This window comes from Paenibacillus sp. UNC499MF, assembly GCF_900107975.1.
Classification (GTDB): Bacteria; Bacillota; Bacilli; order Paenibacillales; family NBRC-103111; genus Paenibacillus_F.
The window spans coordinates 43,068-66,256 of record NZ_FNVF01000006.1 but is presented as its reverse complement, the minus strand read 5'-3'; the positions used below and the strand labels follow the sequence as shown (position 1 = coordinate 66,256).

Sequence of the window (23,189 nt, the reverse complement as noted above, 5' to 3'; positions counted from 1 at the left end):
TGCAAATACGTTCCATCAAAAAAAACCGCCCGCCGTAATACGGCGGACAGCTTTTCACGCTTTTATTTGCTGGTTTTGAAATACCCGGAATATATGGAAAATTTCTGGACGCCCTTTCCCTGCTCCGGCGTAACGCCCGGTAACCGTTCCCTTTCCGGCCGGCTACGGCTTCATTTCGCCCGGTGTGACGCCCCAATATTTACGGAACACTTTCGTAAAATAGCTGACGTCCCGGTAACCGACGAGCCGGGCCGCATCGTACACCTTGGCGCCTTCAAGCAGCGCCGCCTTGGCTCGGTCCATTTTCCGCTCCAGCACGTACGTGGAAAACGCGACGCCCGTCTCCTGCTTGAACAAACGGCTCAAGTACGAGGAATTGACATAGAGCCGGTCCGCCACGCTGTGGAGGGTGATATCGCTGTCGATCTCCTTCTCGACCATGGACAGGATCGTTTTCACGACCCCGTGGCTCGTCGTTTTGCGCTGTTCCTGCAGATAGGCCGAGTAGTGAAGCACCGAACGCTCCAGCCAGGCCCGGATCTGCTGCTTCGTGCTCAGCAAGGTGACGTCCCGGTAATACGGGTAGTCCTCCTTGACGACATCCTGCACGCTCCAGCCCTGCTTGTGAATGAGCCGGATCATGAGGCTCGTCCAGTACATCAGCGCCTCGTGCATCCCCGCAGCGGTCTCCGTTCCTTCCATCGCCTGATCCCACAGCTCCGCGAGAGTAGTCATCGCCTTATCCTCATCGCCGGTTTCCAGAGCGATCTCCAGCGTCTTCTCCAGTCCCGGCGAAAGCGGCACGGACGTTCCGGCCGCCGGCTTGTCCCGGTACGGTACCGCGATGTCGGACCCGTACACGATGCGGTCCTGCAGCGCCTGATACGCCTGAGCGTACAGCTTGCTGATCTCCGTGAGGCCGCCGGTCCCGCCGCTGATTCCCGCGCTGCACGTGACCTTCAGGCACTCTTTGGCCTGGGAGAGCAGCTTCACGACAGCGGCATGCACGCGCAGCATCACGTCGTTGGGCGAATCGGCCGCCGGCATGGCGAACAGCATCAGCGTGTAGCCGCTTGCGTCCGTATTCACCCAGCACGAGTGCGGCTGGAGAAACTCACGGGCGACACACTGGAGCGAGAAGCGCAGCAGCGGCATATCCCCGCTTTTGTAGCGGGGCTCGCCGGTCGCGAGCGGATCGACGTCGGCTACCGCTACGGCGTACTGCATACTCTCATCCAGATCGAGCAGATAATCCCTGCTGATCTTGCGGATTTCCCAGAGGGCGTACTTGCCGCCGATCAGATTTTGGAAAAACGCGCTCTGCAGCTGGGGCAGATGCTCCGACCATTTCTCCTGGAGCTCCGCCTGGCTGTGCCAGCGCTCCAGCTCCTGCCGCAGCTGTTCGGCCGCGCTCAGAACCGCCTCCAGAATCTCCCCGTCACCCGCGGGCTTCAGCAGGTACTGGGAAACGCCCGCTTCGATCGCTTTCTGGGCGAAGCCGAAGTTATCGTGCCCGCTGAGAATAATCATCTTCACGAAGGCATCCTTCTCGCGCAGCTTGCGGGCCAGAGTAAGCCCGTCCATCTCCGGCATCTGAACATCGAGCAGAACGATGTCCGGCTTTTTCCGCTCAAACAGAAACAGCGCTTCCGTCCCGCTCGCCGCCTGGCCGGTCACTTCGATTCCGTTGTCTTCCCACGGAATATTGTTTACGAGCGAAGTGCGCAGGCGCACTTCATCCTCAACGATCATCAGGTTCATGTTCCCGTCTCCTCCTTGTAGCCGATCATGCTGTCCGCACCGGGACTGAAATCTTCTCTGCAGCGGACCAGGGGAAGCCTGAGCGCCGTCCGGGTGCCTCCGCCTTCCGCACTGTCGATGCTCAGTTCCGCGCTCACGCCGTAATAGAGCTTGATTCTGGACACGACGTTCCTTAGCCCGAACAGGTCGTCCACGCCTTCTTCATCCAGCGAGTAAAGCTTGCCCTTGCGTCTGTGGAGCCTGCCCAGCTCCTCCTGGATATAGGCCAGCCGCTCCTGCGGGATGCCGCTGCCGTTGTCCCGCACCTCCAGCACAAGAAACCCTTCTTCCAGCCTGGAGGAAACGACGAGGCGGCCGCCGTGCTCTTTGCCGTCCATCCCGTGGAGGATGGCGTTTTCCACCAGCGGCTGGAGAAGCAGCTTAAGAAGCGGAATCCCCTTCGTTTCCTCCTCCATCCGGTACTCCGCCTCGAAGTTTTCGAGAAACCGGATCTGCTGGATCCGGATATAGTAATGCAGGTGCGAGAAGCTTTCCTCCACCGAAAAAACTTCGCGGCCTTTGTTCAGGCTCAGCCGGAAAAACCGCGACAGGTTCAGAACCATTTCGCTGATTTCGTCCGCTTCGTAATTTTTGGCCGTCCAGTAAATGGAATCGAGCGTGTTGTACAGAAAATGAGGGTTGATCTGGGACTGCAAAAATTTCAGCTCCGTCTTGGCCAGCCTCAGCTCCTGCTCGTAATGATCCTCGATCAGATGCTTCTGCTGCTGGGCCATCTGGTTGAATGCCTCGGTCAAATAGCCGAATTCGTCCCTGCGCTTGTTCTCCAGCTGGATGTTCAGCTTGCCGCTGCCGAGCCTTTTGATCCCGTGCGACAGCTTTTGCAGCGGTGAAGCGATGCCCGTGTAGACGATCCAGGAAATCCACAACGCGAGCAGGATACTAATCGTAATGATTCCGTACATGTAAAGCGTGACCTGCTCCGTCTTGCTGTACAGCTCGCTCTTGGGCTGGGTCATCGTAAGCTTCCATTTGGACGTGGCCGAAGTGATGGAAACCGACAGTACGTCCGGCTCGGAGGGCAAATATTTATCACGCGTCTCCCCTTCCTTCCCGATGCCCGCAATCAAGTTGTTGTCGGCGTTAGTCAGATAGATTTTGGTCTGGGGAGAAGGAAGCAGCGGTTTGATCAGATTGAGCAGCCGCGTTTTGTTCAGCGTAATGAGCATCACATTCTGTTCCCGCTGAGGATTGTACAGGTCCATGGAGCGGACCAGGGTTACGCTGTCCGACTTCATCAGGTCACCGAAGGTGCTGCTCCCGTAAATGATTTGACCCGGCAGCATGTACAAAATGCCCGTGCCGTTTTTGAGCGTCATATCGTGCATAAAATCCTGCTGGCTCTTATCCAAGCCGCTTATGCCGTAATTCGTGGAAAACATCCTTCCTGACGGATAATGGTAGATCGAAATCTGGGAGGCAATGTGATTGATCGAGTTCATATTGGCCAGCTGCTTCATCATTTGCGAAAAGTCTACGACGGAACGCGGCGTCAATTCCTCACCGTTGCGGGACAAAGCGCCGATCAGCTCGGCGTCCGTCGAGATCAGTGTGGACAGTTCCTCTACACTCTGCAGCGTCAAATCGATATAGTCCATTGCGGAATTTAAGGCCAGCCGGGACCTTTCCGCCGCCTGCTCGACGAGAATCTGCTGGGAGCGTTCGTTGGCGAAGAGACTGACCAGCACGAGCGGAAGCAGGATGAGCAGAAAGTAACAGGTCAGCCGGACTTGAATATTCCGCTGAAACTTGTCAAGCAGCCAGCGTAATGTCTTTCTCATCGCGGCCCCTGCGGAATACCCTGCTTCTTGTACCACTCGTTCACTTCCCGGGTCATGTCATTTCCGCCTTCTTTCCTCCACTGTTCCACGGACGTCTCGAAAGAGTCCAACGGCTCGACGCCCACCACGATACGGACGAAATGCTCCATGAGTTCTTTCCCCTTGGTGTTGTAATATTTGCTCATCGACGGAGTCGGCGAGCCGTAGAAGGCGTTCGGGATGAGATGGCCTTCGATTTGTTTCAAATTTTCGTACAAATGAAAATCGCCGAGAGAATCGAGCCGCAACTTCGAAATCTCCTTGTCTTGGATATCCACCATCGCCTGGTAGATGCCCCGGTACAGATGCTTGTCGTGTTCCTCGAAGTTCGTGACCATCTTTCCGTTCTGCATCGTCCAGATTTCGTTTTCAAAACCCAGCTTGAGCGTCTTGTACCCGTCTCCCGCAATGAAATTCAAGTAACGGATGACCCCTTCCGGATTGGTGCTGCCTACCGGAATGACATTGTACGAGCGGATCAGATTGGTCGCGTAGACTCCGCTGTGCCCTTCCGGCCCCACCGGATATTCCAGCGGAATCCAGACGGCCCGGGGATCTTTCTGCATATTGGCCGCAATCGGCCCCCGCGTGTCGTACCAGGCGGCCGAAAAAATGCCCACCTTGCCGTTCTTGACCTTGTCCATCAAGCTGGGGTTGCGGTTCAGCGGAAACTCGGGGTCGAGCAGCTTCTCCCGGTACAGCTTGTTCAGGAAAGCGAGCGCTTCTTTCGTCTCCGGCAGCGTACCGGTGTAGGCAAGCTCGCCGTAACGCTCGGTCCACTGATCGAGCTGCACGCCGAACGCGCCAAAGAAGGGCGCCGAACGGGTAAGCGCCTCGCCGAATGTCAGCCCGATCGTGTCGTTAAGCCCGTTGCCGTCCGGGTCGTCCAGCGTAAAGGCGCGGATTACCTTGTAATAATCGTCCAAGGTGACGGGCGGAGCGAGACCCAGGCGGTCCAGCCAATCCTTGCGCGCGTACATCAGTTCCAGCCCTTTCACTTCGTTCAAGCTCGGTACCGCATAAATTTTGCCGTCGATGGTGACCTGATCCCATGCTTCTTTCGGAATTTTCTCCTTGAGGGCTTTGCCGTACCGGTCGATCAGCTCGTCCAGCGGCATCAGCTTGTTCTGTCTGGCGTTATCATTCATCCATACCTTGTCGGAAAAATTAATGAGATCCGGCAAATTGCCGGAAGCCATAATGACGTTCAGCTTTTCGGGATATACGTCCTGGGGCGGGAGGGTCACCTTAATACTCAGCCCGGTGTTTTCTTCGATATAGCGCAGGTAAGGATTGTTATTCTCGTCCATCCCCTGTGGAAAACTCATTCCGATCGTGTTCGTTACAATCGAGATGGAGTCGGCCGCAGATGCGGGGACGTGCGGAACAAGTCCGCCGCCGGCAGCTTCCGGCACACGTTCGCACCCGGCGGAAACGGCGGCAAGCGCCCCCAGGAGGAGCGAACTTCTAAGCAGGGCAAGCGGACGAAGGGGACGGCAGCGGAAGCGGCGCGTCAGGGCCGCGCGATTTCTTACTCCGCTTTCAAGCATCGCTTGAATACTCCGAGAAGTCCGTCCGCCATCCGCTTAAAGCCGAGATCGGTCGGGTGAATCCCGTCCACCGTACATTCATGGCCGTCTTCGCCGAGCAGCGCCGACCCGTCGAAGAAGGTGATGAACCGGTCGCCGTTTGCGATCCGGTCCTCTACGATCTTCCGCTGTATGGCCCGCCGGTCATCCAGCTTCTTGCGGACGGCCGGGTCGAATGTGACGGCGGCAAATTCGATGCAGGAGAGGACAAGGATCGGAACCTCCGGGTGTTTTTCCCGGTACAGTCCGATAAAAACCGGCAGCGTGTCCCGAATGTTCTCCGGCTCACCCGTGTTGGCTTCATAATCCAGGACCAGCAGATCCGGATTTCCGATTTCGCGGATCACTTCGGCCACTTCGGGTTCTCCCTTGCCGCTGCCCGAAAAACCGAGATTAATAAACTCCCGGTTTATTAGCCGGCTTAAAATACCGGGATAGCTCATGCCCGGCCGGTTCGCGCAGCCGCCCTGAGTGATCGAGGTGCCGTAGACGATAATCCTTCCCGGACTTTCATAGGGGAGCGGTTCTTCCAGGCGGGCATCGTCGTCCGTTCCGATCCAGACCTCCTCCACCCCCTGGTAGAGGGGGAAGTTCAGCGTGACGTGCCGCATCCGTCTCTCCCCGAACTTGTATAGCCGTGACGTGTAGCCGGAGTCCCCCGGTTTAAAGGAAGCGGTTGCAACATACCGCTGATTACCCGGCTCCCCGATGTAACAGTCGAACCCGCTTTGGCCCAGCAGCGTCATGTGGGGCATGACGGCATCGCCGCCGAGCCGTACCCGGACGGAAAGCTGCGCCGTATCGGTCATAAAGCGGATCTGCCCGCCCGCCGTACAATCCGCGAGCCGGTCGACCGCTTCCGGCAGCTTGCCGGACGGAAGAACGGGCAGCCGCCGGTACCGGCCTTCCGTCTTCAGCCACGGAAATCCCGAGATTCTGAACGGAGCCTGCCGCGGATCGTGCCATACGGCTTCCCCGTCGGCCATCGTGTCCGTCTTCAAGTTGCTGTCGTACCGGGCGATATCGATTTTTCCCGCTTGCTTCACTTCCACTTCCATCACTCCCCCGTTTGGTTGAAAGGTCTTTCTTTAAACTTACCTTTGTCTTTCACAAGGTGTAAAGAAGTTTTTGTAAATCGCTCCCTATCAAAAAAATCCTTTCTCCGGTTTCGGAAAAAGGATTGAATGATTTTATGTTTCCGCGGAATCCGTTTGGCGCAATCAGCCTTTCGGCGGAAACGGATCGTTCCCGTAGCTGTTGGATTCCGATATTTTGCCGTCCCTGTTGTGAATTTTGTGCTCCGTTTCTCTCTTCTTGGCTTCTTCCCGGCCTCTTGCCTGCGCTTCTTCTTTCGTGTCGTGATGGCTGAATTTCTCTCCGTCGCGCTGATTGTCCCAGCCGCCTTCGGGGCTCGGCGTCGTATGTACGGAAGCCGGTTCATGTTTGGACATCGGGATCCCCTCCTGTTTGGTTATGATTTTACTTACCCTGAAAACCCGGTTGTTACACATCGGGCCGCCCTAACAAACGAAACTTGGAGCAACCAGGTCTGGAAAACCAATAGGGCCGAATTACGGAAGCTTTTCCTCTCGGCACAAATCGGGACCAAACAACTTTTCCACGGTCGTTCACCGGATAAAATCTAGCACGGGGTCCAGCGACTGTTTTTCTTCCGCCGCGATCAGATCCCCCATTTTGTCGAGCCGCTGTTCGATCGTGAGCAGGGTAAACAGTTTCGGGCTTACTCCCTGACGGACTTCGTCCCAGGTCAGAGGCGTCGACACTGTCGCTTCCTCCCTGCCTCGGGGCGTGTAGGGCGCCGACAAGCTTTTGCCGGGAGCATGCTGGACGTAATCGATATAGATCTTCTTCCCCCGCTCTTTGATCAGCCTTTCGACCGTGAACAGACGGGGATGCTTCTCAGCCAGATAGTTCCCCAGAAATTCTCCGACGGACCGGAGCTGATCGAACGTATACCCGTCGCGGATCGGAACGAAAATCTGGACACCCGTCGCACCCGACGTTTTCGGCACCGAACGTACGCCCATCCCTTCGAGCGTTTCACCGATGATCGCTACCGCTTCCATGAGCCTCGGCTCGTCTTCGAAGCTCGGATCGATATCCAGCACCCATTCCGCGGGTTTTTCTCCGCCGATGTATTCGAACGAGGGATGAAATTCCAGCGCAGCCAGATTGCCGAGCCAAAGCAGGGTGGACAAGGAGTTCAGATGAATATAATTAACGCCTCCGTGAGCCGCGGTTTTCACGAATTCCGGCAGCTTGGAGGGCGCGTTTTTCTGGTAAAAAAACTTCCCTCCGACCCCGTCCGGATAACGGATCGTGGTCAGGTACCGGTCCCGGCAATAGGGAAGCAGGTACGGAGAAAGCGCGATAAGCTTCTGCAGGTAAATCACCTTCGTGATGCCCGCTTCGGGCCAGAGGAGCTTCTGCGGGTTCGATACCGTAATTTCGTTTCCGTCGACCGTAACGACTCCGGATTCGGTTGAACTTGGACTCATAACGTTATCCCTTCCAGCGCCAGCAGTTTAGGATGCCGCAGCAGGCCGCTTTCCGTCACCTCGCGTCCCGTAACAAGGATCGTCAGCGGCTGTTCCAGCCACATCACTTCGGCGCTTCGCAATCCTTCGGGCGTCCCCATGAAATAATCTTCGATAATCCGCCCGGTCTTGAGGCCGCGGAGCTCGCGCTTTACCCGCTCGTTCAACCCGGACGAGACGCGTCCGAAATAACGGCCTTCTCGGCTCATCACGAGACTGGCCACCCGGCCTTCCTTGAGCAGAATGCCGACGGCCTGCACCTCGTGCCGGACGGCCCTTTTGCGCTTGAACCAGTCTTTGTGCTCTTTGCCCTCGCGGTAGGGACTCCCTGCACGCTTGGCAATGACGCCTTCCCATTCGTTAGCGGTCACCCACTCCCACAACGTCCCCGGGTCCGCGTACTGATCGGTCCGGTAAAGTGGCGGCTTCCAGCCGGACGCAAGCTCCTCCAGCCGCCTGAAGCGTTCCCTGAAAGGAATGCCGCGAAGATCTTCGTCCCCGATTTGCAGCACATCGAAAAGCATATAATGTACCGGTTCGCGGGCGACCGCACGCCGGATTAAAGCCGGATCGGTCAGTTTGTCCCGCTGCTGCATTTTCTGGAAGCTGGGCCGTCCGGTAGCGGGATCCAGAATAACGGCTTCTCCGTCAAGCACGAAGGTCCCCGACAATTGTTCCAGGGCTTCGATCAAGTCGGGGTAGTTCCGGTTCTTTGATAACATTTTCTTAGAGAACAGCTCTACTTTTCCGTTATCCACAAAAGCGAGAATGCGGAATCCGTCCCATTTGAGCTGGTATATCCATTCATCGCCTTCAGGAAGTTTACTCGTGAGGATGGGCGACATCGGCAGAAAAGGCTGCATAAATCAGCTCCCCGTCTTCTTCGCCGACGACTTGGAACGGCTTTTCGGCTTGCCTTTGGCAGCCGGTTTCGTGGATGTTTCCGTTTTTTTTCGCCCTGCCGAGCCGGTACGTCCTGCTGTCCCGGAAGTTTTTTTCTTCTCGGTTCCGGCCGCTCCCTGTTTGTCTTTCATCTGCTTGAGGCTCGCTTGAAGGGCATCCATCAGATCGATGACATTCGACTTTTTCTCCTCCGGAGCCAGCTTGACTTCCTTGCCCTCTACTTTATCTTCGATCGCGTCCAGCAGACGTTCGCGGTAATCGTCTTCATATTTATCGGGATTGAATTCTCCGGTGAGCTGCTCGATCAGCATTTTCGCCATGTCCAGCTCACGCTCATCGGCTTCGGTCTCTTCCGGCAAATTCGGAATCTGCTCCTTGGGCCGGATTTCCTCGGCGTACCACATCGTCACCATGGAAAGTACTCCGTCGATGACGCGGATTGCGGCCAGACTGCTTTTGGAACGGATCGTCACGTTGGCGATTCCGATTTTCTCCGTTTCTTCCAGCGCCGACACAAGCAGATTATAAGCGTGGGTTCCCGCTTCGTCGGGCGCCAGGTAATACGTTTTCTGGAAATAAATCGGGTCGATTTCTTCCAGATGGACAAAATCGAGAATCCGGATTTCCCGGGATTTCTCCGAGGCGAGCCCTTCCAGCTCCTTCTTATCGAAGGTAACGAAATGGCCCGGTTCATATTCGTAGCCTTTGACGATCTCGCTCCAGTTGACCTCGCTCTCGCATTTCGGACAGGTGCGGGTGTAATGGATAGGCACATTATATTCTTTGTGGAGCATTCTCATCGGAATGTCGTTGTCCTGTGTAGCCGTGTACATTTTAACCGGCACGTTGACAAGACCGAAACTGATGGCACCCTTCCAGATCGTTTGCATGTGTCAATCCCCTCCGTTTCGCTTAAAGAAGCGTATGTGTTGTACTTAACCGCGAGCCCGGGGGATCAATCAATGAGCCGGACGGAAAAAACAGGATGGGGTCATCGCCCCCATCCTGCGCCGCATCAACCATTATTCGTTCAATCTACCCATCACGAGCGTACCGTAATAGATACCGTCGGAAAGAAGCTTGTCCTTTCTCAAAACCCCTTCGACTTCAAAACCGAGTTTCTCATACAGCTGAACGGCTTTTTCGTTCGTTTCGAGAACCGTCAGCGTCATTTTCACCATTCCGACGGAATCCGCCCAGTCGATAGATGTCTTCAGCAAATTTTTACCGATGCTGTGCCCCCAAAAGTCTTTCAGCACTCCGACTCCGAATTCGACTTTGTGGGAGAACCGTTTTAAAGAATTTCCTTCGCATCTGGAATACCCGACGATCCGGTCCTGTACAACCGCGACCAAAAACAAGTTTCCCGGGCTGTCCGAATCCGCCTCAATCAGCTTTACAAAGCCCGGCGCGTCCATGAACGCTTCACCCGGCTCCCGGTCCAGATTTTCGGTTTCCCCGTCGATTTGCACTCTTAACCCGGACAACTGTTCCGCATCTCTTGCGGCTGCCGACCGGATCGTATACGATAGTCCGTTCACATTAAAGGGCCGTTCGGCGATAATCATGAGTGTCTCCCATCCTTCTGTTTTTCGCAAAAAAAATTTGCGGTTAAAACAGTTTAGCACAGGTATCCGATGTCAGGCGACGGGCCGTCACGATGTTTTGGGGCGAGCAGCCGTTAAAATCCGACACAGTAACATTCCTATACTAGGACAAGTACAGTGTTTTGCGCGAAAAATGACTTCTATCCCGTGTTCTACTTCAGGAGGAATCCACCATGAAAAAAGCCGTATTCCTGGACCGCGACGGGGTCCTGAACGAGGTGATGACCCGCAGGGTGCGCCACGTCAACAAGCCGTCCGATCTCTATCTGCTGCCGGGTGTGCCGGAAGCCGTCAAAGGTTTGAAGGAGGCCGGCTTTCTCGTATGTGTCGTCACGAATCAAGGCGGCGTCGGACTCGGATTTATGACGGAGAAGACGCTTCTGGCCGTTCACCGGCGTCTGAACAAGCTGCTGGCCGCAGAGGGCGCGGTCATCGACGATATCGCTTACTGCCCGCACCGTCCGGCCGCAGGCTGCCGCTGCCGTAAGCCAAAGCCCGGCATGCTCCTCGAGCTGGCCCGCAAGCATGGCATCGATCTGGCGCGGAGCTACATGATCGGCGACAGCGAGACCGACATCGGGGCGGGCCGGGCAGCCGGAACCCGGACGATCCGGATCGGCGCGCCGGACGGGGCGGATTTTGCGGCTTCCTCCCTGCTGGAAGCCGCGGTGATCATTGTGCGGCACGAAGTGGAGACGGCCGGCGGCCAAGACCGGCGCAGCGGATAAGCTGCGGCAGGGATCGCGCTGCGGCACGATGGCGGCAGCGCACGGCCGCTGCGCGTCCACGCGACGGCGGGCTTGCCGCCTACGATCGCTGCGCGTCCGCGCTCACGGCGGGCTTATCGCCACGGTCGCTGTGCGTCTACGCTCACGGCGGGCCTGCCGCCCACGGTCACTGCGCGTCCGCGCTCACGGGGCAGGCTTGCCGCCACGGTCGCCGCACGTCTACGCTCACAGCGGGATTGCCGCTCACGGTCGCCGCGGTGCCGGGCAACGGGGCTTGCGTACTGGCGGGACTCTGCCCTGAGGGCAAACCTCCTCCCGGTAAGCCGCCCCTCTTCCGCTAGGCGAGCATAATCCGGCTGCGCTTGTGCTCGCGCATAAGCGTATCCGTCAGCCGCAGAAAATCCATCGAAGCCGGCAGATCGTCCGCTTTGGGACGAATCCGGTAAGCTTCGCCGGTGAGCAGGTTGTACGCTTCGATCTGGCCCGGCAGCCTGCCGAAAGCCTTGTAGGCGAAGACAAGCGACAGTTGAAGATACGCCTTCACGACGCACCAGTCCTCGTCAAGATAATACCGCTTCAGCGTGTAGGAGCCGTTTGCCCATTCGCCTACATGCAGATGCATGACGAGCTCAAGATCCAGTTCTTCGACCTGCACCGAGAGCGTCTCGAAGAGAAACAATGGCGGGTCCGTGTACTCTTCCTGAAAGAGGGCGAGAATCAAATATTTCGCCAGATTTTTTTTCATCCGCAAATAATCTTCCATGACAAGACCCGATTCTTCGGGACCTATAAGGTACAGTTCCAGCCTCTCCAGGATAATGTCCGCCGTCCGCCGGGAAGCGTCGATGCCGTAAAATTCGCGGATGATCCGGTCGGACGCCGTTCTCGCGCTTTCGCGCCAAGGCTCGCTTTCTTGACAGTTTCCGCCGGAGAAAAAGCAGCCGGGACAGCGGATAAACTGCTCCAACCGCCCGTCCTCCATCCGGCCTGCCGCCGGCCCGCCGCTCACAGCGCCCCCTGGAGGCGCATAACGGCCTGCCGTCCGAATTCTCTGCACGCTTCGCGTTCGGGAGCCGACGGGCAGAGCTCGATTTTCAGCCCCTCCTGCATCGTGCAGCCGAGGGATTGGAGCTTTTCCGTCAGCAGATCGACGGCCGCTCCGTATTGGGCGTAACTAGAATCGCATGAGCCGAATACCGCTCCGATTTTGCCCGTCAGCCGCAGCTCATCCATCTCTTCATAAAAATCCAGAAACTCGTCGGGCAGCTCTCCGTCTCCCCAGGTGTACGCCCCGAGTACGATCCCGTCGTAACCTTCCAGTTCCGCGGCACGGGCATCCAGTATATCCTTGACCGTTACCGTCCCTCCGGCCTGTTTGATCCCTTCGACCACAGCATCCGCCATTTCTTCCGTATTTCCGGTCAAGCTTGCGTACACAACTATAAAAGCGCTCATCCTCCACCCGTCCCTCCATCTATGTAAATGTTTAAAAGTGATCTTTTTGATTGATAATGATTATCATTTTCATAATTAGTATAGAGGGTCCCCGCTCCGTTTTCAATCCCTAATTGAAAATTATTCTCAATCAAAATTAAAATAAAAATCAAAAAGAACCGCAGCTAATCTGCGGCTCTTCCCTTATCGTCTCTTCGCCGGTTCTATCGTGTCGGCGAAACTGTCGTCTTTCCGGAGCAGTTTAACGCCCTGCCTGCGGTTTCCGGACCGCATAGCTTAAACAGTCCGTTTTCATAATGACCGGCGTTTCACCGCGGTTGATTTCGATGTCCAGCGGCTTATGGGACACCTCAAGCTCCTCCCAGCCGGAGTATGCCTGCCGGAATTTTTCCAGCGCCTGCTCTTTACTTAAAATGAGCTCGATCAGCGTTTCGCGTTCTCCGCCCGTTTCCGCATCCACTTCTCTTATGTTCGTATTCATGAGGAGAAAATTGATGCCTCCGTCCCTTGTCCCTGCCGCAAGTCCTGCCAGCACCTTCTCCAGAGCGGCTTCGGAACGGACATGCTCAAGACTTGACGCCGCGAGGATATAATCGAACGTGTTCTCCGGCACCTTGTATTCGCTGATATCCGCCTGCCCGGTTTCAATGAGCCCTTGGACACCGTACTTGCCGCTGTTGGCTTCAAGCTCCTCCACCGCTTTGTCCAGCAAATCCACACAGACGACTTTTCCGCCTGTCGGCTGGAGCTTCCGGGCCAGCGGAATGGAATTCCGTCCGACTCCGCACCCGAGATCCAGTACTTGCAGAGGGTTCCCCTCCTGAAGCTTCTCCAGATACGCCAAAACCCGGCCATCCGGCTCTTCCAGCCAGCTATCCTTCTCGTACAAATCGTGCTCTTCGAAATACTGCTCGTGATACGCCTTCTCCTCGCGCCGGATACGCTGCAAACGTGCCGAATTCATGCTCATCATCCTTCCGCTGTTTATTGCTACCCATGCTTACCCCAAAAAATACGGAGTTGAAGCGCCGATCCGGCGGAAGGAAGAATAGCGGATCTGTCCCGCGAAAATCCGGGACCGATGTCCGTTAGTGCGCGGTTTTTCTAGTCCGAAGCGCTCGTACAACAGCCGTGATTTTAAGCAAGCCGGTGCAAACCAGCAAAATCGCCGTCAAATACAACCCGTGGGAAATTCCCGGCAGAAAAACCATCAAAACCGGCCATGGCGCTTGAAGCAGCTTCGGCAGCATCAGAATCCCGGCCGGAAGCAGCAGGTGAACCGAGATGATTGCCGCCAGACTCAGCGCAATGCCGCCGGCCGTAGGCTTCACGTGTTTTTTCCGTTTGAACAAGCGGTAAAAACTGCGGACGGCAAGCGCAAGTACCGCGATCAATGCCAGATCGGCCAGTACATACGTCCGGTTATAATTCGGAAGGGCATCGACGGAAGCATCTTCCCCCTGCAAAATCCCGTATATCCCCATGACGATCTGATCGTACGGGACGAGATAATCCATCGTGTTAAGAAGCAGAATAATGCCGGTATCGCCGTGAATAACCATAAACGAATACGTATTTTCGGTCGCTCCGTCATGAAAGAAAACCCCGTTTGTGACCGTCCATCCCATAGCGTAGGAAGCGCCGCCGCCCATGGAAGCTTCCGGCTTATGCATCATAGCGCCGCTTTTTTCGCTCCAGACCTGCTTCTCGTTATAACGGCCCCCGTTCATTTGTGCGCTCAGGAAACGGGTCATATCTTCCGCGGAGGAAATCAGGTAACCGGAAGGCACCGTGCCGGTATGGGCAAGCTGACGGGTCGGAGTTTTGAAGCCGAAAACCGGCTGATACCCCGTCGCCAGATCCGCCCCGCCCGCCTCCGCCGGTGAACCGAAACTGCTTTTCATGTCAAGCGGTTCGAAAAGATTGTTTTGCACATAAGCTGTGTAAGATGTTCCCGACACGCTCTCCACCAGACCGCCCAGTACGTTATAGTTCAAATTGGAATATTCGAAACTCGTTCCCGGAGCACGGACAAGGGAAATTTTACGTAAACCGCCGATATGATCTCCGATCGTGGAGTCCCCCTGCGTCAGGGCGGCCACGCCGTCGTATTTCGAAAACCCGCTCGTCTGGTAAAGCAGATCTTTAACCCGTATCCGGTCGGATTCCTCCGGAACCGTCGTTTTAAAATCCGGCAAATAGCGGCGCACCGGTGCCTCCAGATCGATCTTTCCCTGCTCCGCAAGCTGCATGACGGCCGCCGCCGTGATGGCTTTGGTTGTCGATCCCAGCACGAAAGCGGTCTGCGGAGTCGCTTTCCTGCCGTCCGGACCGCTTATGCCGTAGCCCTGAAGATAGAGCGGACTGTCCTTCTTCACGATGCCGAGCGCGGCTCCGGGAATGTGCAGCCGGCTCATGACTCCTTCCATGTAAGCGTCGATCCGTGCGGTATCCGGCTTATCAGGACCGCTTCCCGCCGCTTCGGCGGGCGCAGGCACCGCAATCAAAAGAGCGGCAGCAGCCGCAAGCAGGAATCGCTTTCCTTTTGCCAAGCGTTGTTTCCGGGTCTCTGCGGGCGGGGTTGTTTCCTTCAGGTTCATTCTCATCCAGTCTCCTTCGTGATCCTATTTCCGTATATAGGAATATTTTAAGTTGACCTGGAGAACGAACCCATCGATTTTCCTTGCAAAATGCTTATCTCCGGCTTACAAATTCGTCACATGCGCCGGGGCCGGTTCAGCTTTTTATCGCCCCGCCTTTATATGGAAAAAATCAAAAAAGCCGCCAGTTATCCTGACGGCTTAAAACATGATTGATTTAATTGAAGTTAGATGGTAAAATAAAAAACCGCTATCAATACTAGTAATTAAACGTATTGAGCGCTTTTATCTAATCATATCGTATCACCTTTGCACAGCTTTGTCAACTTTTTTTTCATTTCCGCTTATGCGGGTTGTTCTTTCACCTTTAAGGAGGGGTTTTCTTGTCGGTTTCCAAAGAAGAATGGCAGCACGAACAGCAAAGGGTCGATCTCGTCAGAAATAAGCTGCGGCAGCAGCTGGAGAAAATCGAACCCGATGTCGGGCAGCTCAAATCGCAGGTCGTCGATATCCGCAAGCATTTCTGGGATGAAGTGACCGTCAATCTGGCTCATGACGACGATATCCTGGATACGTACCTCAGCTTGAGGCAGCAGGCCGAAGTTTTATCCGAGAGAGAGAGAACCCACCGGCAGCTCAAGAAGCTGGCCGACCGGATGAACCGTCTGCTCCCCTCCCCTTATTTCGGGCGGATTGATTTTAAAGAAGACGGCTCGAGCCGGACCGAGCGCGTGTACGTCGGCGTATCTTCCTTTCTCGACGAAGACGGCGAAACCTTCCTTGTCTACGATTGGCGTACCCCTGTCGCCAGCCTTTATTACGACTACGCACTCGGTCCGGGCGAATACCATACGCCCGGAGGTCTTGTAGAGGGCGAAATCGAACTGAAGCGCCAGTTTATTATCCGCGACGGCCGCATTCATTTTCTGTTTGATACGGGGCTGATGATCGGCGACGAACTGCTCCAGCAGGTGCTCAGCAAAGGGGCGGGCTCCCAGATGAAAACGATTGTCGCCACCATCCAGAAGGAGCAGAACCGCATTATCCGCAACGATAACTCGCGGATGCTTATCGTACAAGGCGCGGCAGGCAGCGGCAAAACGTCCGCGGCTCTACAGCGGGTCGCCTATCTGCTGTACAAACACCGGAAAACGCTGACCGCCGACCAGATGGTGCTGTTTTCACCGAACCCGCTTTTCAACAGCTACGTGTCCACCGTTTTGCCGGAGCTTGGCGAGGAGAACATGCAGCAGACGACGTTCCAGGAATATCTGCATCACCGGCTCGGCCGGCGGTTCAAAATCGAGGATCCGTTCGATCAGATCGAATATGTGCTGGCGGATGAAGAAACTCCGGGCTATGCCGCTAGATTGAGCGGAATCCGGTACAAGGCTTCCTCCCGCTTCCTGCATGTCATTCAAGCGTATAAAGATCAGCTCCTGAAGGAGCATATGCTGTTCAAAGACATCGTTTTCCAGGATCAGGTGATCGTGTCCCGTCAAGCTTTATCGGACCACTTCTACGGCTATGACGCTTCCATCCGCCTGGCCAACCGCATCGAGCTTATGAAGGAATGGCTGCTGGAAGAGCTTGCGGCGTATCAGGAGCGGGAGATGCAGGAAGACTGGGTCCGCGACGAGCTTGATTTCCTCGACAAAGAGCAGTACCAGCGCGCCTACAACCAGCTCCGCAAACGGCGGGGACGCGCCGAAAGCTTCGACGATGCGGACGTGGAAGAGCAGCTTCTGCGCAAGATGATCGTCCGGGAGCATTTCAAGCCCCTGCGGACACGGGTAAAGCGGCTCCGCTTCGTCGATGTTCCCGGCCTGTACCGGCAGCTGTACGAGAACAAGCCGCTGCTTCAGTCCCTGCACCGGGCAGCCGCCGCGGCGGATCTTGCCGTTCCCGGGGAGACCGCCGTGGACCGGGACGGCCTTCCTGCCGAGTGGGATGAAATCTGCGCGTACACGCTGGACCGGATGAACCGGGGCGCTCTGCCGTACGAAGACGCGACTCCTTTCCTGTACTTGCAGGAACTGACCGAAGGCTTCCGTACCAACACGATCGTCCGGCACGTTCTGATCGACGAAGCCCAGGACTACTCCCCTTTTCAGTTCGAATTTCTGAAAAGGCTCTTCCCCCGCTGCCGCATGACCGTGCTCGGCGATTTCAACCAGGCCGTGTTCGCCCAGGCGACCACGCTGGAGGGCAGCACGCCCGTCGCGGACTTGTACGGTCCAGGCGAGACGGAGCAAATCGTGCTGCACCGCAGCTACCGGTCGACTAAGGAGATTGTCGAGTTCACGCGCGGCATGCTGAAGGACGGCGCTTTGATCGAACCGTTCGACCGGGAGGGCGGCAAACCCGCCGTTTTCACGGGGGCCGACACGGACGCGCTTGTCCGCCGGATGAAGGCCGAAATCCGGGCGCTCCAGGCGGAGGGCGCCGCGTCGGTCGGCGTCATCTGCAAAACCGCCGCCGAAAGCGAGCGCGCCTTCGAAGCGCTGAGCGGCCTGGATGAGCTTCGTCTCATCCGCAAGGATACGCCTTCGTTCGAGAAAGGCGTCATGGTCATCCCCGCTTATCTCGCCAAGGGGGTGGAATTCGATGCGGTGCTCATCTATGACGCTTCCGCTCAAGACTACCGCCGCGAAAGCGAACGGAAGCTGTTCTACACGGCCTGTACGAGAGCGATGCACAAGCTCCAGCTTTACTCGGCAGGAACGTTAACCCCGTTCGTCACGGCGCTTGATCCGTCCGTTTATACCGTAGTGACCGTGGAATAACGGTCCCCTCCCCCGTCTCCAGACGGGCCTGAGGGAGCCTGAACGGCCGGCTTTGTTTGAGCGCACGATTACCTCTGTGATACAGTAAGAAGGGAGACGGAACTTTTTCCACATTTTACTTACACAGGCGGTGTATGTTAACCATGCTCAGTACCCCTATCGGGCGTTTGCGCGTGATCGGTATCCTCGAGGGAATATCCTTCCTCCTGCTGCTGTTTATCGCCATGCCGCTCAAGCACTTCGCAGACATCCCTCAGCCCGTAACGGTTGTCGGAGGCTTGCACGGACTGCTGTTCGTCCTTTTCCTGCTCGCAGTCGCACACGTCACATTCGTTCACCGCTGGTCGATTCTCAAAGTGCTGATCGCCATCCTGGCCTCCTTCCTGCCGTTCGGCACATTCGTGCTGGATGCCCGGTTAAAGAAGGACAACTGGTCCTGACACCTAAAAAAAACGTACGTCAAAAAACCTGCCGGGCACCATTGCCTTGGCAGGTTTTTTTTAGGGTGCGGAGCTTCCCTCACGGGGATTCCGGCGATAATTGCCCGCAAGAAGCAGCAGGAATGAAAAGGCGACGATCGCCGCCGTCCAGCACCAGGCAAGCGTATAGTCGCCCGCATCGACTGCGGTGTAAATGGCCGTCGGAACCGTCTGGGTCCGTCCCGGAATATTTCCCGCGATCATGATCGTAGCTCCGAATTCCCCCAGCGCCCGGGCAAAACCGAGCACAAAAGCGGTCACAAGCGCTGGTCCGGCCAGGGGCAGCGTAACTCGGAACAAAACCTGCCACTCGCCGGCTCCCATGGACCGGGCGGCTCCTTCCAGATCCCGGTCGATCGTCTGGAAGCCCGTTTTGGCCGATTGGTAGACAAGCGGAAAAGCGACGACCGTCGCCGCGATGACCCCAGCTCCCCAGGAGAAGATGACCGGCTGATCCCACAGCCATTCGGCCAGACGGCCGATCCAGCTTCTCCGTCCGAAGGCGAGCAGAAGCAAAAAGCCGATTACCGTAGGAGGCAGGACAAGGGGCAGCATAAAGACCGTTTCCAGCAAAGTCCTCCCCCTGAACGGGCGTTTATGTACGAGCCGGGCGGCCGATACGCCGAATACGAAGGCAAGAACTCCCGACAACAGCGCGATTTTCAGCGACAGCCAGACGGGAGAGAAGAACATGTCCATATTCACCGGCATGTTCAGGGACTTTTTAAGCCGAAGCCGTATTTCGTAAAAATGCCCCGCGCTTCCGCTCCGGACAAATACTCATAAAACTTCCGGGCTTCGTCCGCCTGCTTCGTGCCCGAAACGATTCCCGCCGGATATTCGATCGGCGGACTTCCCGCCGCTTCTTTTGCCGTATACACCGTTTTCACCTTGCCCGAAGTCAGGGCATCCGTTTTGTAGACGAAACCCGCGTCGGCATTTCCCGACTCCACGTAGGCCAGCACCTGCCGGACATCCTTGGTCCACACGATTTTGGACTGGAGCTTATCCCAAATTCCGGCTCCGTTTAAAAATTGCTGCGTGTAGCTGCCGGCCGGAACCGTTTTGGGCTCCCCGACCGCAATCTTCTTCACCGCTTCTTTCAAAAGATCTTCCGGACCGGAGACGGCCGCTTTCGCATCCTCCGGCACGATCAGGACCAGCTCGTTGGTTAGCAGAACGCCGGAATGGTTCTTGTCGATGAGCTGCTTATCCAGCAGAGCCTCCATTTGCGGCACCCCCGCCGAAAGGAAAATGTCCGCGGGAGCTCCCTGCTCGATCTGTTTCTGCAGAGTCCCTGAAGACCCGAAATTATAAAGCAGCTTAACGCCGCCGTTCGCACTTTCGTAACGCCGGCCGATCTCCTCCAGCGCATCCTTCAGACTGGCCGCGGCGGAAACCGTAAGTTCCGCCCTCTTTCCATCCGCTTCCTTGCCTGCCTCCGGTTTACCGGCCAGAGTACCGGTTTGCCCGTTCGAGCATGCGGTTAGCCCCCATAACAGAACTCCCGCCGCAATCGCTTGCCCTATCCGCTTTCTAAACACAGCGGTCCCTCCATTTCTTGCGTAACTTAAAACGTGGTTCGTTCGAGCATGGGACTTCCGGCCGGCCGTACCGAAATACCGGCAAATCATCGCCTGCATCAGGTAAGATTGCCTCGGCAGTTCTTCCGTCCCGGCTCTCCCGTTCCAGCCATTCTATTCCCACAAATAAGAGATAAAGCCGGTTTTGACGTCTTTTTCAAACCCGTTCTTCTCGTAAAAACGCAGCGTCGCGTCCTCTTTGGAACTGGTCAGCAGCATCACTTTGTAACAGTCCGCTACCCGGGCCAAATCCAGCGCCTTTTGCAAAATCAGACTGCCGTAGCCTTTTTTCCGGTGATTCTCGCTGGTTACGACATTCTCAATCAGCCCGAAAGGGCGACCGCCGCGGGTCAGGTTCCGGACGATGACAAGCACGCATACGGCTGCCAGCTTCCCCTGGTCCTCCGCAACGACAAACTTCATGCCCGGATCATGGAACATGTCGCTCCACTGCCGATCCAGTTCTTCGCTTGGAGGGATAACCGGGTCCTCCGTATTCAGCTGCCGGTACAGCTCCAGAAGCTGGTCCAGCTCATCGTGCCGGATCAGCCGGATGGCCGCTTGTTCATTCATGGACACACCTCTTTTTCTATATGTGTACTCGGACTATTTGCGTGGCTTCGCCCGGCTGGTCGGAATCGCTTCAAGCGGATTGTCCGGCCAGTAATGCTTCGGGTAGCGGCCTTTGAGATCTTTTTTAACCTCGAAATAAGCTTCTTTCCAAAAGCTTTCCAGATCGCGCGTAACCTGTACGGGCCGCTGTGCCGGAGAAAGCAGGTGCAGGGTCAAGGGGACGCGTCCGCCGCCGACGGCAGGCGTAGCCTGAAGCCCGAACATTTCCTGAAGACGGACGTACAGGGCGGGGGCTTCCGGCATGCTGTAATCGACCGGGATGCGGGAACCGCTGGGCACGGACAGATGCGTAGGCGCCTGTTCGTCCAGCAGTCTCCGCTCTTCCCATGTGAGCATGGCTTCCAGCACCGTCACGAGGTTCAGACGCTGGAGGTCTCCCCGGTTTTTCATGCCGTATACATGCGGCCCCAGCCACTCTTCCAGAGAAGCAAGCAGAGCTTCGTCGGTAACATCCGGCCACCGGTCATCGTGAAGGGCCATAAAGCTCAGACGCTCGCGCAGCTGTTTCGCCGCCTTGCTCCAAACCAGCACTTCCAGCCCTTGGCTTCTGATCCCCTGAAGCAGGGCATTCCGCGTAAGCTCCGGATCCGGCGCGGCAACGGTGATCTCCCGTAGGGTCAGCAAGCCGAGCGATGTTTTTTTCCGGGCCCGTACGGCTTGAGCCTGCCGGTCCCAATACACCGAAATGTCCTCGGCGATTTCATGGGCAAAATGCTCCTCAAGCTCGTCCAGTCCGACGGGAGCCGCCAAGTAAACGGTACTTTCCGCGCCCTGATCGTCCAGATCGGCGCAGACCAGCCAAGGCTCCGCCGAGAGGCGCTGCATATCGGGCAGCGCGGCCCCTCTGCCGCTGCTGAGCGTAAACCGTCCGGGCGAACGCTGTCCGGCAATGCGGTCGGGAAAAGCGAACGCGAGCAGCAGGCCCGTCCGTTCCGTACCGCCGGATTCGCCCTCCGGAACGCCCAGCTCGCGCTTCCAGCGGGCCGCCTCCGCTCCGAGACGGCGCAGCACGGAAACATCCGCGCCTGCCGGCCCGCTCCCGGCCGCGAAGCCTTCCGGCTCCGCAGGAGGAGCGCCGGTCGAGCCGCCGCTTTGCGGGGCCCGCTTCGCTCCGCGCCCCTGGCTGGAATAGGCCCGCAGAGCTTCGGCCCGCAGCCGCAGGTCCGCATCCCGGGCCGACGGCGTGCCGCGGAGAATATCCCGCTCGCCGAGCAGCGCCGCCAGCTCGCAGGCCAGCCCGCCCGCGCCCAGCGGAAGCGCCTGCAGCGCCATGTGCGCGAGCCGCGGGTGCAGGCCGAGCTCCGCCATCCTGCGGCCGTGAGCGGTGACGGCGCCCGCTTCGTCCAGCGCACCGAGCCTGCGGAGCAGGCCGCACGCCTGGGCGTAAGCGGCGGCCGGAGGCGCGTCGAGCCAGGCCAGCTCGTCCGGCCGGGCTCCCCATACGGCGAGATCGAGCGCCAGCGGCGCCAGATCCGCCTCGGCCATTTCGGGCCGCCCGGCGGGAGCGAGACGCCTCTCCTCCTGCTCCGTCCACAGCCGGTAGCAGACGCCCGGCGCAAGACGCCCCGCACGGCCGCGCCGCTGATCGGCGGAGGCGCGCGAAACCGCGGCCGTCTCCAGGCGGCTCATGCCGGTGCGCGGCGAAAAGCGCGGCACGCGCGCGAGCCCGCTGTCGACGACGATGCGCACGCCTTCGACGGTAAGGCTCGTCTCGGCGATCGTCGTCGCCAGCACGATCTTGCGCCTTCCCTGCGGATCGGGCGCAATTGCCCGGTCCTGCTGCTCCGGCGTCAGACTGCGGTACAGCGGCGCAACGAGAGCCTGCCCGGCAGGGAGACGGGCGGCGAGTGTTTTTTCCACGCGCCGTATTTCAGGCGCTCCCGGCAAAAACACGAGCAGATCCCCTTCCTCCTCGTGCCAGGCTTGCAGAACCGTATCCAGGACGGCCGCTTCCACGGACCCTTTGACGGGGTCCCGCCTGTAACGGGTTTCGACCGGATACATTCTGCCCTCGCTCGTGACGACGGGGGCGCCGTTCATCAGCGCCGCGACTCCGTCGGCTTCCAATGTCGCGGACATGACCAGAAGCTTCAGGTCTTCCCGCAGCAGAGACTGGGATTGCAGGCAGAGGGCAAGGCCCAGGTCCGCCGCCAGATTCCGCTCGTGAAACTCGTCGAACAGCACGATTCCCGCTCCTTCAAGAGAAGGATCGCGCTGGAGCATGCGGGTAAGAACCCCTTCCGTAATGACCTCGATCCTTGTCTTCGGCCCGATCTTCGTATCCGAGCGCATCCGGTAACCGACCGTTTCGCCCGTTTTCTCTCCCAGCAGGGACGCCATGTAAGCTGCGGCGGCCCTTGCCGCAATCCGCCTCGGTTCCAGCATCAAGATGCGTTTGCCGTCCAGCCAGGATTCCTGAAGAAGAGCAAGCGGCACGCGCGTCGTTTTGCCTGCGCCCGGAGGTGCGATAAGGACCGCGTTCCGCTCCCGCCTCAGCACGTCCAGCAATTCCGGGAGTACTGCCTCCACCGGTACGTCCATATTTGTGTCCCCCGTTTAATTCGTTAGAAGTTAACCCTTGCCTTCTTGTATTTAAAAGTGATTCCGTAATTGTCTTTATCTTTCGCCGG

General features: G+C 57.4%; 20 protein-coding genes. 3 read left to right on the top strand and 17 right to left on the bottom strand.

Annotated elements, in window-relative coordinates; genetic code table 11:
- Positions 1 to 162: 162 nt before the first annotated feature.
- The 9 genes from C4S74_RS14610 to C4S74_RS14570 form a co-directional block, all read right to left on the bottom strand.
- Positions 163 to 1,761 (bottom strand): response regulator, encoded by a 1,599-nt coding sequence (locus C4S74_RS14610; protein WP_103996035.1) that lies wholly within the window; start codon positions 1,759 to 1,761, stop codon positions 163 to 165.
- Positions 1,758 to 3,599, bottom strand: a complete 1,842-nt coding sequence (locus C4S74_RS14605; RefSeq protein WP_103996034.1) for a sensor histidine kinase — start codon at positions 3,597 to 3,599, stop codon at positions 1,758 to 1,760. Before C4S74_RS14605 ends, C4S74_RS14610 begins: the two co-directional genes overlap by 4 nt.
- A complete protein-coding gene (locus tag C4S74_RS14600) occupies positions 3,596 to 5,188 on the bottom strand; it encodes an extracellular solute-binding protein (protein WP_103996033.1) in 1,593 nt (530 codons plus the stop codon). Before C4S74_RS14600 ends, C4S74_RS14605 begins: the two co-directional genes overlap by 4 nt.
- Entirely contained in the window at positions 5,170 to 6,285 is a 1,116-nt protein-coding gene (locus C4S74_RS14595; RefSeq protein WP_103996244.1) for an SGNH/GDSL hydrolase family protein, read from the bottom strand. Before C4S74_RS14595 ends, C4S74_RS14600 begins: the two co-directional genes overlap by 19 nt.
- 162 nt (positions 6,286 to 6,447) lie before the next feature.
- The gene (locus C4S74_RS14590) at positions 6,448 to 6,678 is read right to left on the bottom strand and encodes a DUF2188 domain-containing protein (protein WP_103996032.1); all 231 of its coding nucleotides are present in this window, start codon (positions 6,676 to 6,678) and stop codon (positions 6,448 to 6,450) included.
- Positions 6,679 to 6,855: 177 nt separating this feature from the next.
- Entirely contained in the window at positions 6,856 to 7,746 is an 891-nt protein-coding gene (gene ligD, locus C4S74_RS14585) for a non-homologous end-joining DNA ligase (RefSeq protein ID WP_103996031.1), read from the bottom strand.
- A complete protein-coding gene (locus tag C4S74_RS14580) occupies positions 7,743 to 8,648 on the bottom strand; it encodes a DNA ligase (protein WP_103996030.1) in 906 nt (301 codons plus the stop codon). The genes ligD and C4S74_RS14580 overlap by 4 nt, the downstream gene beginning before the upstream one ends.
- 3 nt (positions 8,649 to 8,651) lie before the next feature.
- Positions 8,652 to 9,578, bottom strand: coding sequence for a Ku protein (locus C4S74_RS14575; protein ID WP_103996029.1), 927 nt, complete (start codon positions 9,576 to 9,578; stop codon positions 8,652 to 8,654).
- 132 nt (positions 9,579 to 9,710) lie between these two features.
- Positions 9,711 to 10,256 carry a GNAT family N-acetyltransferase gene (locus C4S74_RS14570; RefSeq protein WP_103996028.1) on the bottom strand — a complete coding sequence of 182 codons (546 nt, stop codon included), beginning with the start codon at positions 10,254 to 10,256 and terminating at the stop codon, positions 9,711 to 9,713.
- Positions 10,257 to 10,468: 212 nt separating this feature from the next.
- On the opposite strand from C4S74_RS14570, the gene C4S74_RS14565 reads away from it, so the two are divergent.
- Complete coding sequence (locus C4S74_RS14565; protein WP_103996027.1) at positions 10,469 to 11,023, top strand: HAD-IIIA family hydrolase; 555 nt, start codon at positions 10,469 to 10,471, stop codon at positions 11,021 to 11,023.
- 337 nt (positions 11,024 to 11,360) lie between these two features.
- On the opposite strand, the gene C4S74_RS14560 is transcribed toward C4S74_RS14565, so the two are convergent.
- The 4 genes from C4S74_RS14560 to C4S74_RS14545 form a co-directional block, all read right to left on the bottom strand.
- The gene (locus C4S74_RS14560; RefSeq protein ID WP_103996026.1) at positions 11,361 to 12,032 is read right to left on the bottom strand and encodes a hypothetical protein; all 672 of its coding nucleotides are present in this window, start codon (positions 12,030 to 12,032) and stop codon (positions 11,361 to 11,363) included.
- The gene (locus tag C4S74_RS14555; RefSeq protein WP_103996025.1) at positions 12,029 to 12,478 is read right to left on the bottom strand and encodes a flavodoxin; all 450 of its coding nucleotides are present in this window, start codon (positions 12,476 to 12,478) and stop codon (positions 12,029 to 12,031) included. Before C4S74_RS14555 ends, C4S74_RS14560 begins: the two co-directional genes overlap by 4 nt.
- Positions 12,479 to 12,719: 241 nt before the next feature.
- Positions 12,720 to 13,442, bottom strand: a complete 723-nt coding sequence (locus C4S74_RS14550; RefSeq protein WP_103996024.1) for a class I SAM-dependent methyltransferase — start codon at positions 13,440 to 13,442, stop codon at positions 12,720 to 12,722.
- Between the two features lie 124 nt (positions 13,443 to 13,566).
- Positions 13,567 to 15,078 carry a serine hydrolase gene (locus tag C4S74_RS14545; protein WP_103996023.1) on the bottom strand — a complete coding sequence of 504 codons (1,512 nt, stop codon included), beginning with the start codon at positions 15,076 to 15,078 and terminating at the stop codon, positions 13,567 to 13,569.
- A gap of 383 nt (positions 15,079 to 15,461) precedes the next feature.
- On the opposite strand from C4S74_RS14545, the gene helD reads away from it, so the two are divergent.
- Together helD and C4S74_RS14535 are read left to right on the top strand one after the other, a co-directional pair.
- Entirely contained in the window at positions 15,462 to 17,864 is a 2,403-nt protein-coding gene (gene helD / locus C4S74_RS14540) for an RNA polymerase recycling motor HelD (protein WP_103996022.1), read from the top strand.
- Positions 17,865 to 18,007: 143 nt separating this feature from the next.
- Positions 18,008 to 18,304: a DUF3817 domain-containing protein gene (locus C4S74_RS14535; protein ID WP_103996021.1), complete on the top strand. Its 297-nt coding sequence runs from the start codon at positions 18,008 to 18,010 to the stop codon at positions 18,302 to 18,304.
- Positions 18,305 to 18,364: 60 nt separating this feature from the next.
- Here C4S74_RS14535 and modB read toward each other — a convergent pair whose 3' ends face one another.
- The 4 genes from modB to hrpB form a co-directional block, all read right to left on the bottom strand.
- Positions 18,365 to 19,054: a molybdate ABC transporter permease subunit gene (modB, locus tag C4S74_RS14530; protein WP_103996020.1), complete on the bottom strand. Its 690-nt coding sequence runs from the start codon at positions 19,052 to 19,054 to the stop codon at positions 18,365 to 18,367.
- Positions 19,055 to 19,056: 2 nt separating this feature from the next.
- Positions 19,057 to 19,887 (bottom strand): molybdate ABC transporter substrate-binding protein, encoded by an 831-nt coding sequence (gene modA, locus C4S74_RS14525; protein WP_103996019.1) that lies wholly within the window; start codon positions 19,885 to 19,887, stop codon positions 19,057 to 19,059.
- 153 nt (positions 19,888 to 20,040) lie between these two features.
- Positions 20,041 to 20,499, bottom strand: a complete 459-nt coding sequence (locus C4S74_RS14520) for a GNAT family N-acetyltransferase (protein WP_103996018.1) — start codon at positions 20,497 to 20,499, stop codon at positions 20,041 to 20,043.
- A 33-nt stretch (positions 20,500 to 20,532) separates the two neighbouring features.
- Complete coding sequence (gene hrpB / locus C4S74_RS14515; protein ID WP_103996017.1) at positions 20,533 to 23,100, bottom strand: ATP-dependent helicase HrpB; 2,568 nt, start codon at positions 23,098 to 23,100, stop codon at positions 20,533 to 20,535.
- Positions 23,101 to 23,189 lie beyond the last annotated feature (89 nt).

Excerpts from the sequence above, each read along its gene's own strand:
- C4S74_RS14565 (WP_103996027.1), top strand. The coding sequence starts at position 10,469 with ATGAAAAAAGCCGTATTCCTGGACCGCGACGGGGTCCTGAACGAGGTG.
- ligD (WP_103996031.1), bottom strand. The coding sequence starts at position 7,746 with ATGAGTCCAAGTTCAACCGAATCCGGAGTCGTTACGGTCGACGGAAAC.
- C4S74_RS14550 (WP_103996024.1), bottom strand. The coding sequence starts at position 13,442 with ATGAATTCGGCACGTTTGCAGCGTATCCGGCGCGAGGAGAAGGCGTAT.
- modB (WP_103996020.1), bottom strand. The coding sequence starts at position 19,054 with ATGCCGGTGAATATGGACATGTTCTTCTCTCCCGTCTGGCTGTCGCTG.
- hrpB (WP_103996017.1), bottom strand. The coding sequence starts at position 23,100 with ATGGACGTACCGGTGGAGGCAGTACTCCCGGAATTGCTGGACGTGCTG.
- C4S74_RS14570 (WP_103996028.1), bottom strand. The coding sequence starts at position 10,256 with ATGATTATCGCCGAACGGCCCTTTAATGTGAACGGACTATCGTATACG.
- C4S74_RS14555 (WP_103996025.1), bottom strand. The coding sequence starts at position 12,478 with ATGAGCGCTTTTATAGTTGTGTACGCAAGCTTGACCGGAAATACGGAA.
- C4S74_RS14600 (WP_103996033.1), bottom strand. The coding sequence starts at position 5,188 with ATGCTTGAAAGCGGAGTAAGAAATCGCGCGGCCCTGACGCGCCGCTTC.
- C4S74_RS14545 (WP_103996023.1), bottom strand. The coding sequence starts at position 15,078 with ATGAACCTGAAGGAAACAACCCCGCCCGCAGAGACCCGGAAACAACGC.
- C4S74_RS14535 (WP_103996021.1), top strand. The coding sequence starts at position 18,008 with ATGCTCAGTACCCCTATCGGGCGTTTGCGCGTGATCGGTATCCTCGAG.
- C4S74_RS14595 (WP_103996244.1), bottom strand. The coding sequence starts at position 6,285 with ATGGAAGTGGAAGTGAAGCAAGCGGGAAAAATCGATATCGCCCGGTAC.
- C4S74_RS14580 (WP_103996030.1), bottom strand. The coding sequence starts at position 8,648 with ATGCAGCCTTTTCTGCCGATGTCGCCCATCCTCACGAGTAAACTTCCT.
- C4S74_RS14605 (WP_103996034.1), bottom strand. The coding sequence starts at position 3,599 with ATGAGAAAGACATTACGCTGGCTGCTTGACAAGTTTCAGCGGAATATT.
- C4S74_RS14590 (WP_103996032.1), bottom strand. The coding sequence starts at position 6,678 with ATGTCCAAACATGAACCGGCTTCCGTACATACGACGCCGAGCCCCGAA.
- C4S74_RS14520 (WP_103996018.1), bottom strand. The coding sequence starts at position 20,499 with ATGAATGAACAAGCGGCCATCCGGCTGATCCGGCACGATGAGCTGGAC.
- C4S74_RS14575 (WP_103996029.1), bottom strand. The coding sequence starts at position 9,578 with ATGCAAACGATCTGGAAGGGTGCCATCAGTTTCGGTCTTGTCAACGTG.
- C4S74_RS14610 (WP_103996035.1), bottom strand. The coding sequence starts at position 1,761 with ATGAACCTGATGATCGTTGAGGATGAAGTGCGCCTGCGCACTTCGCTC.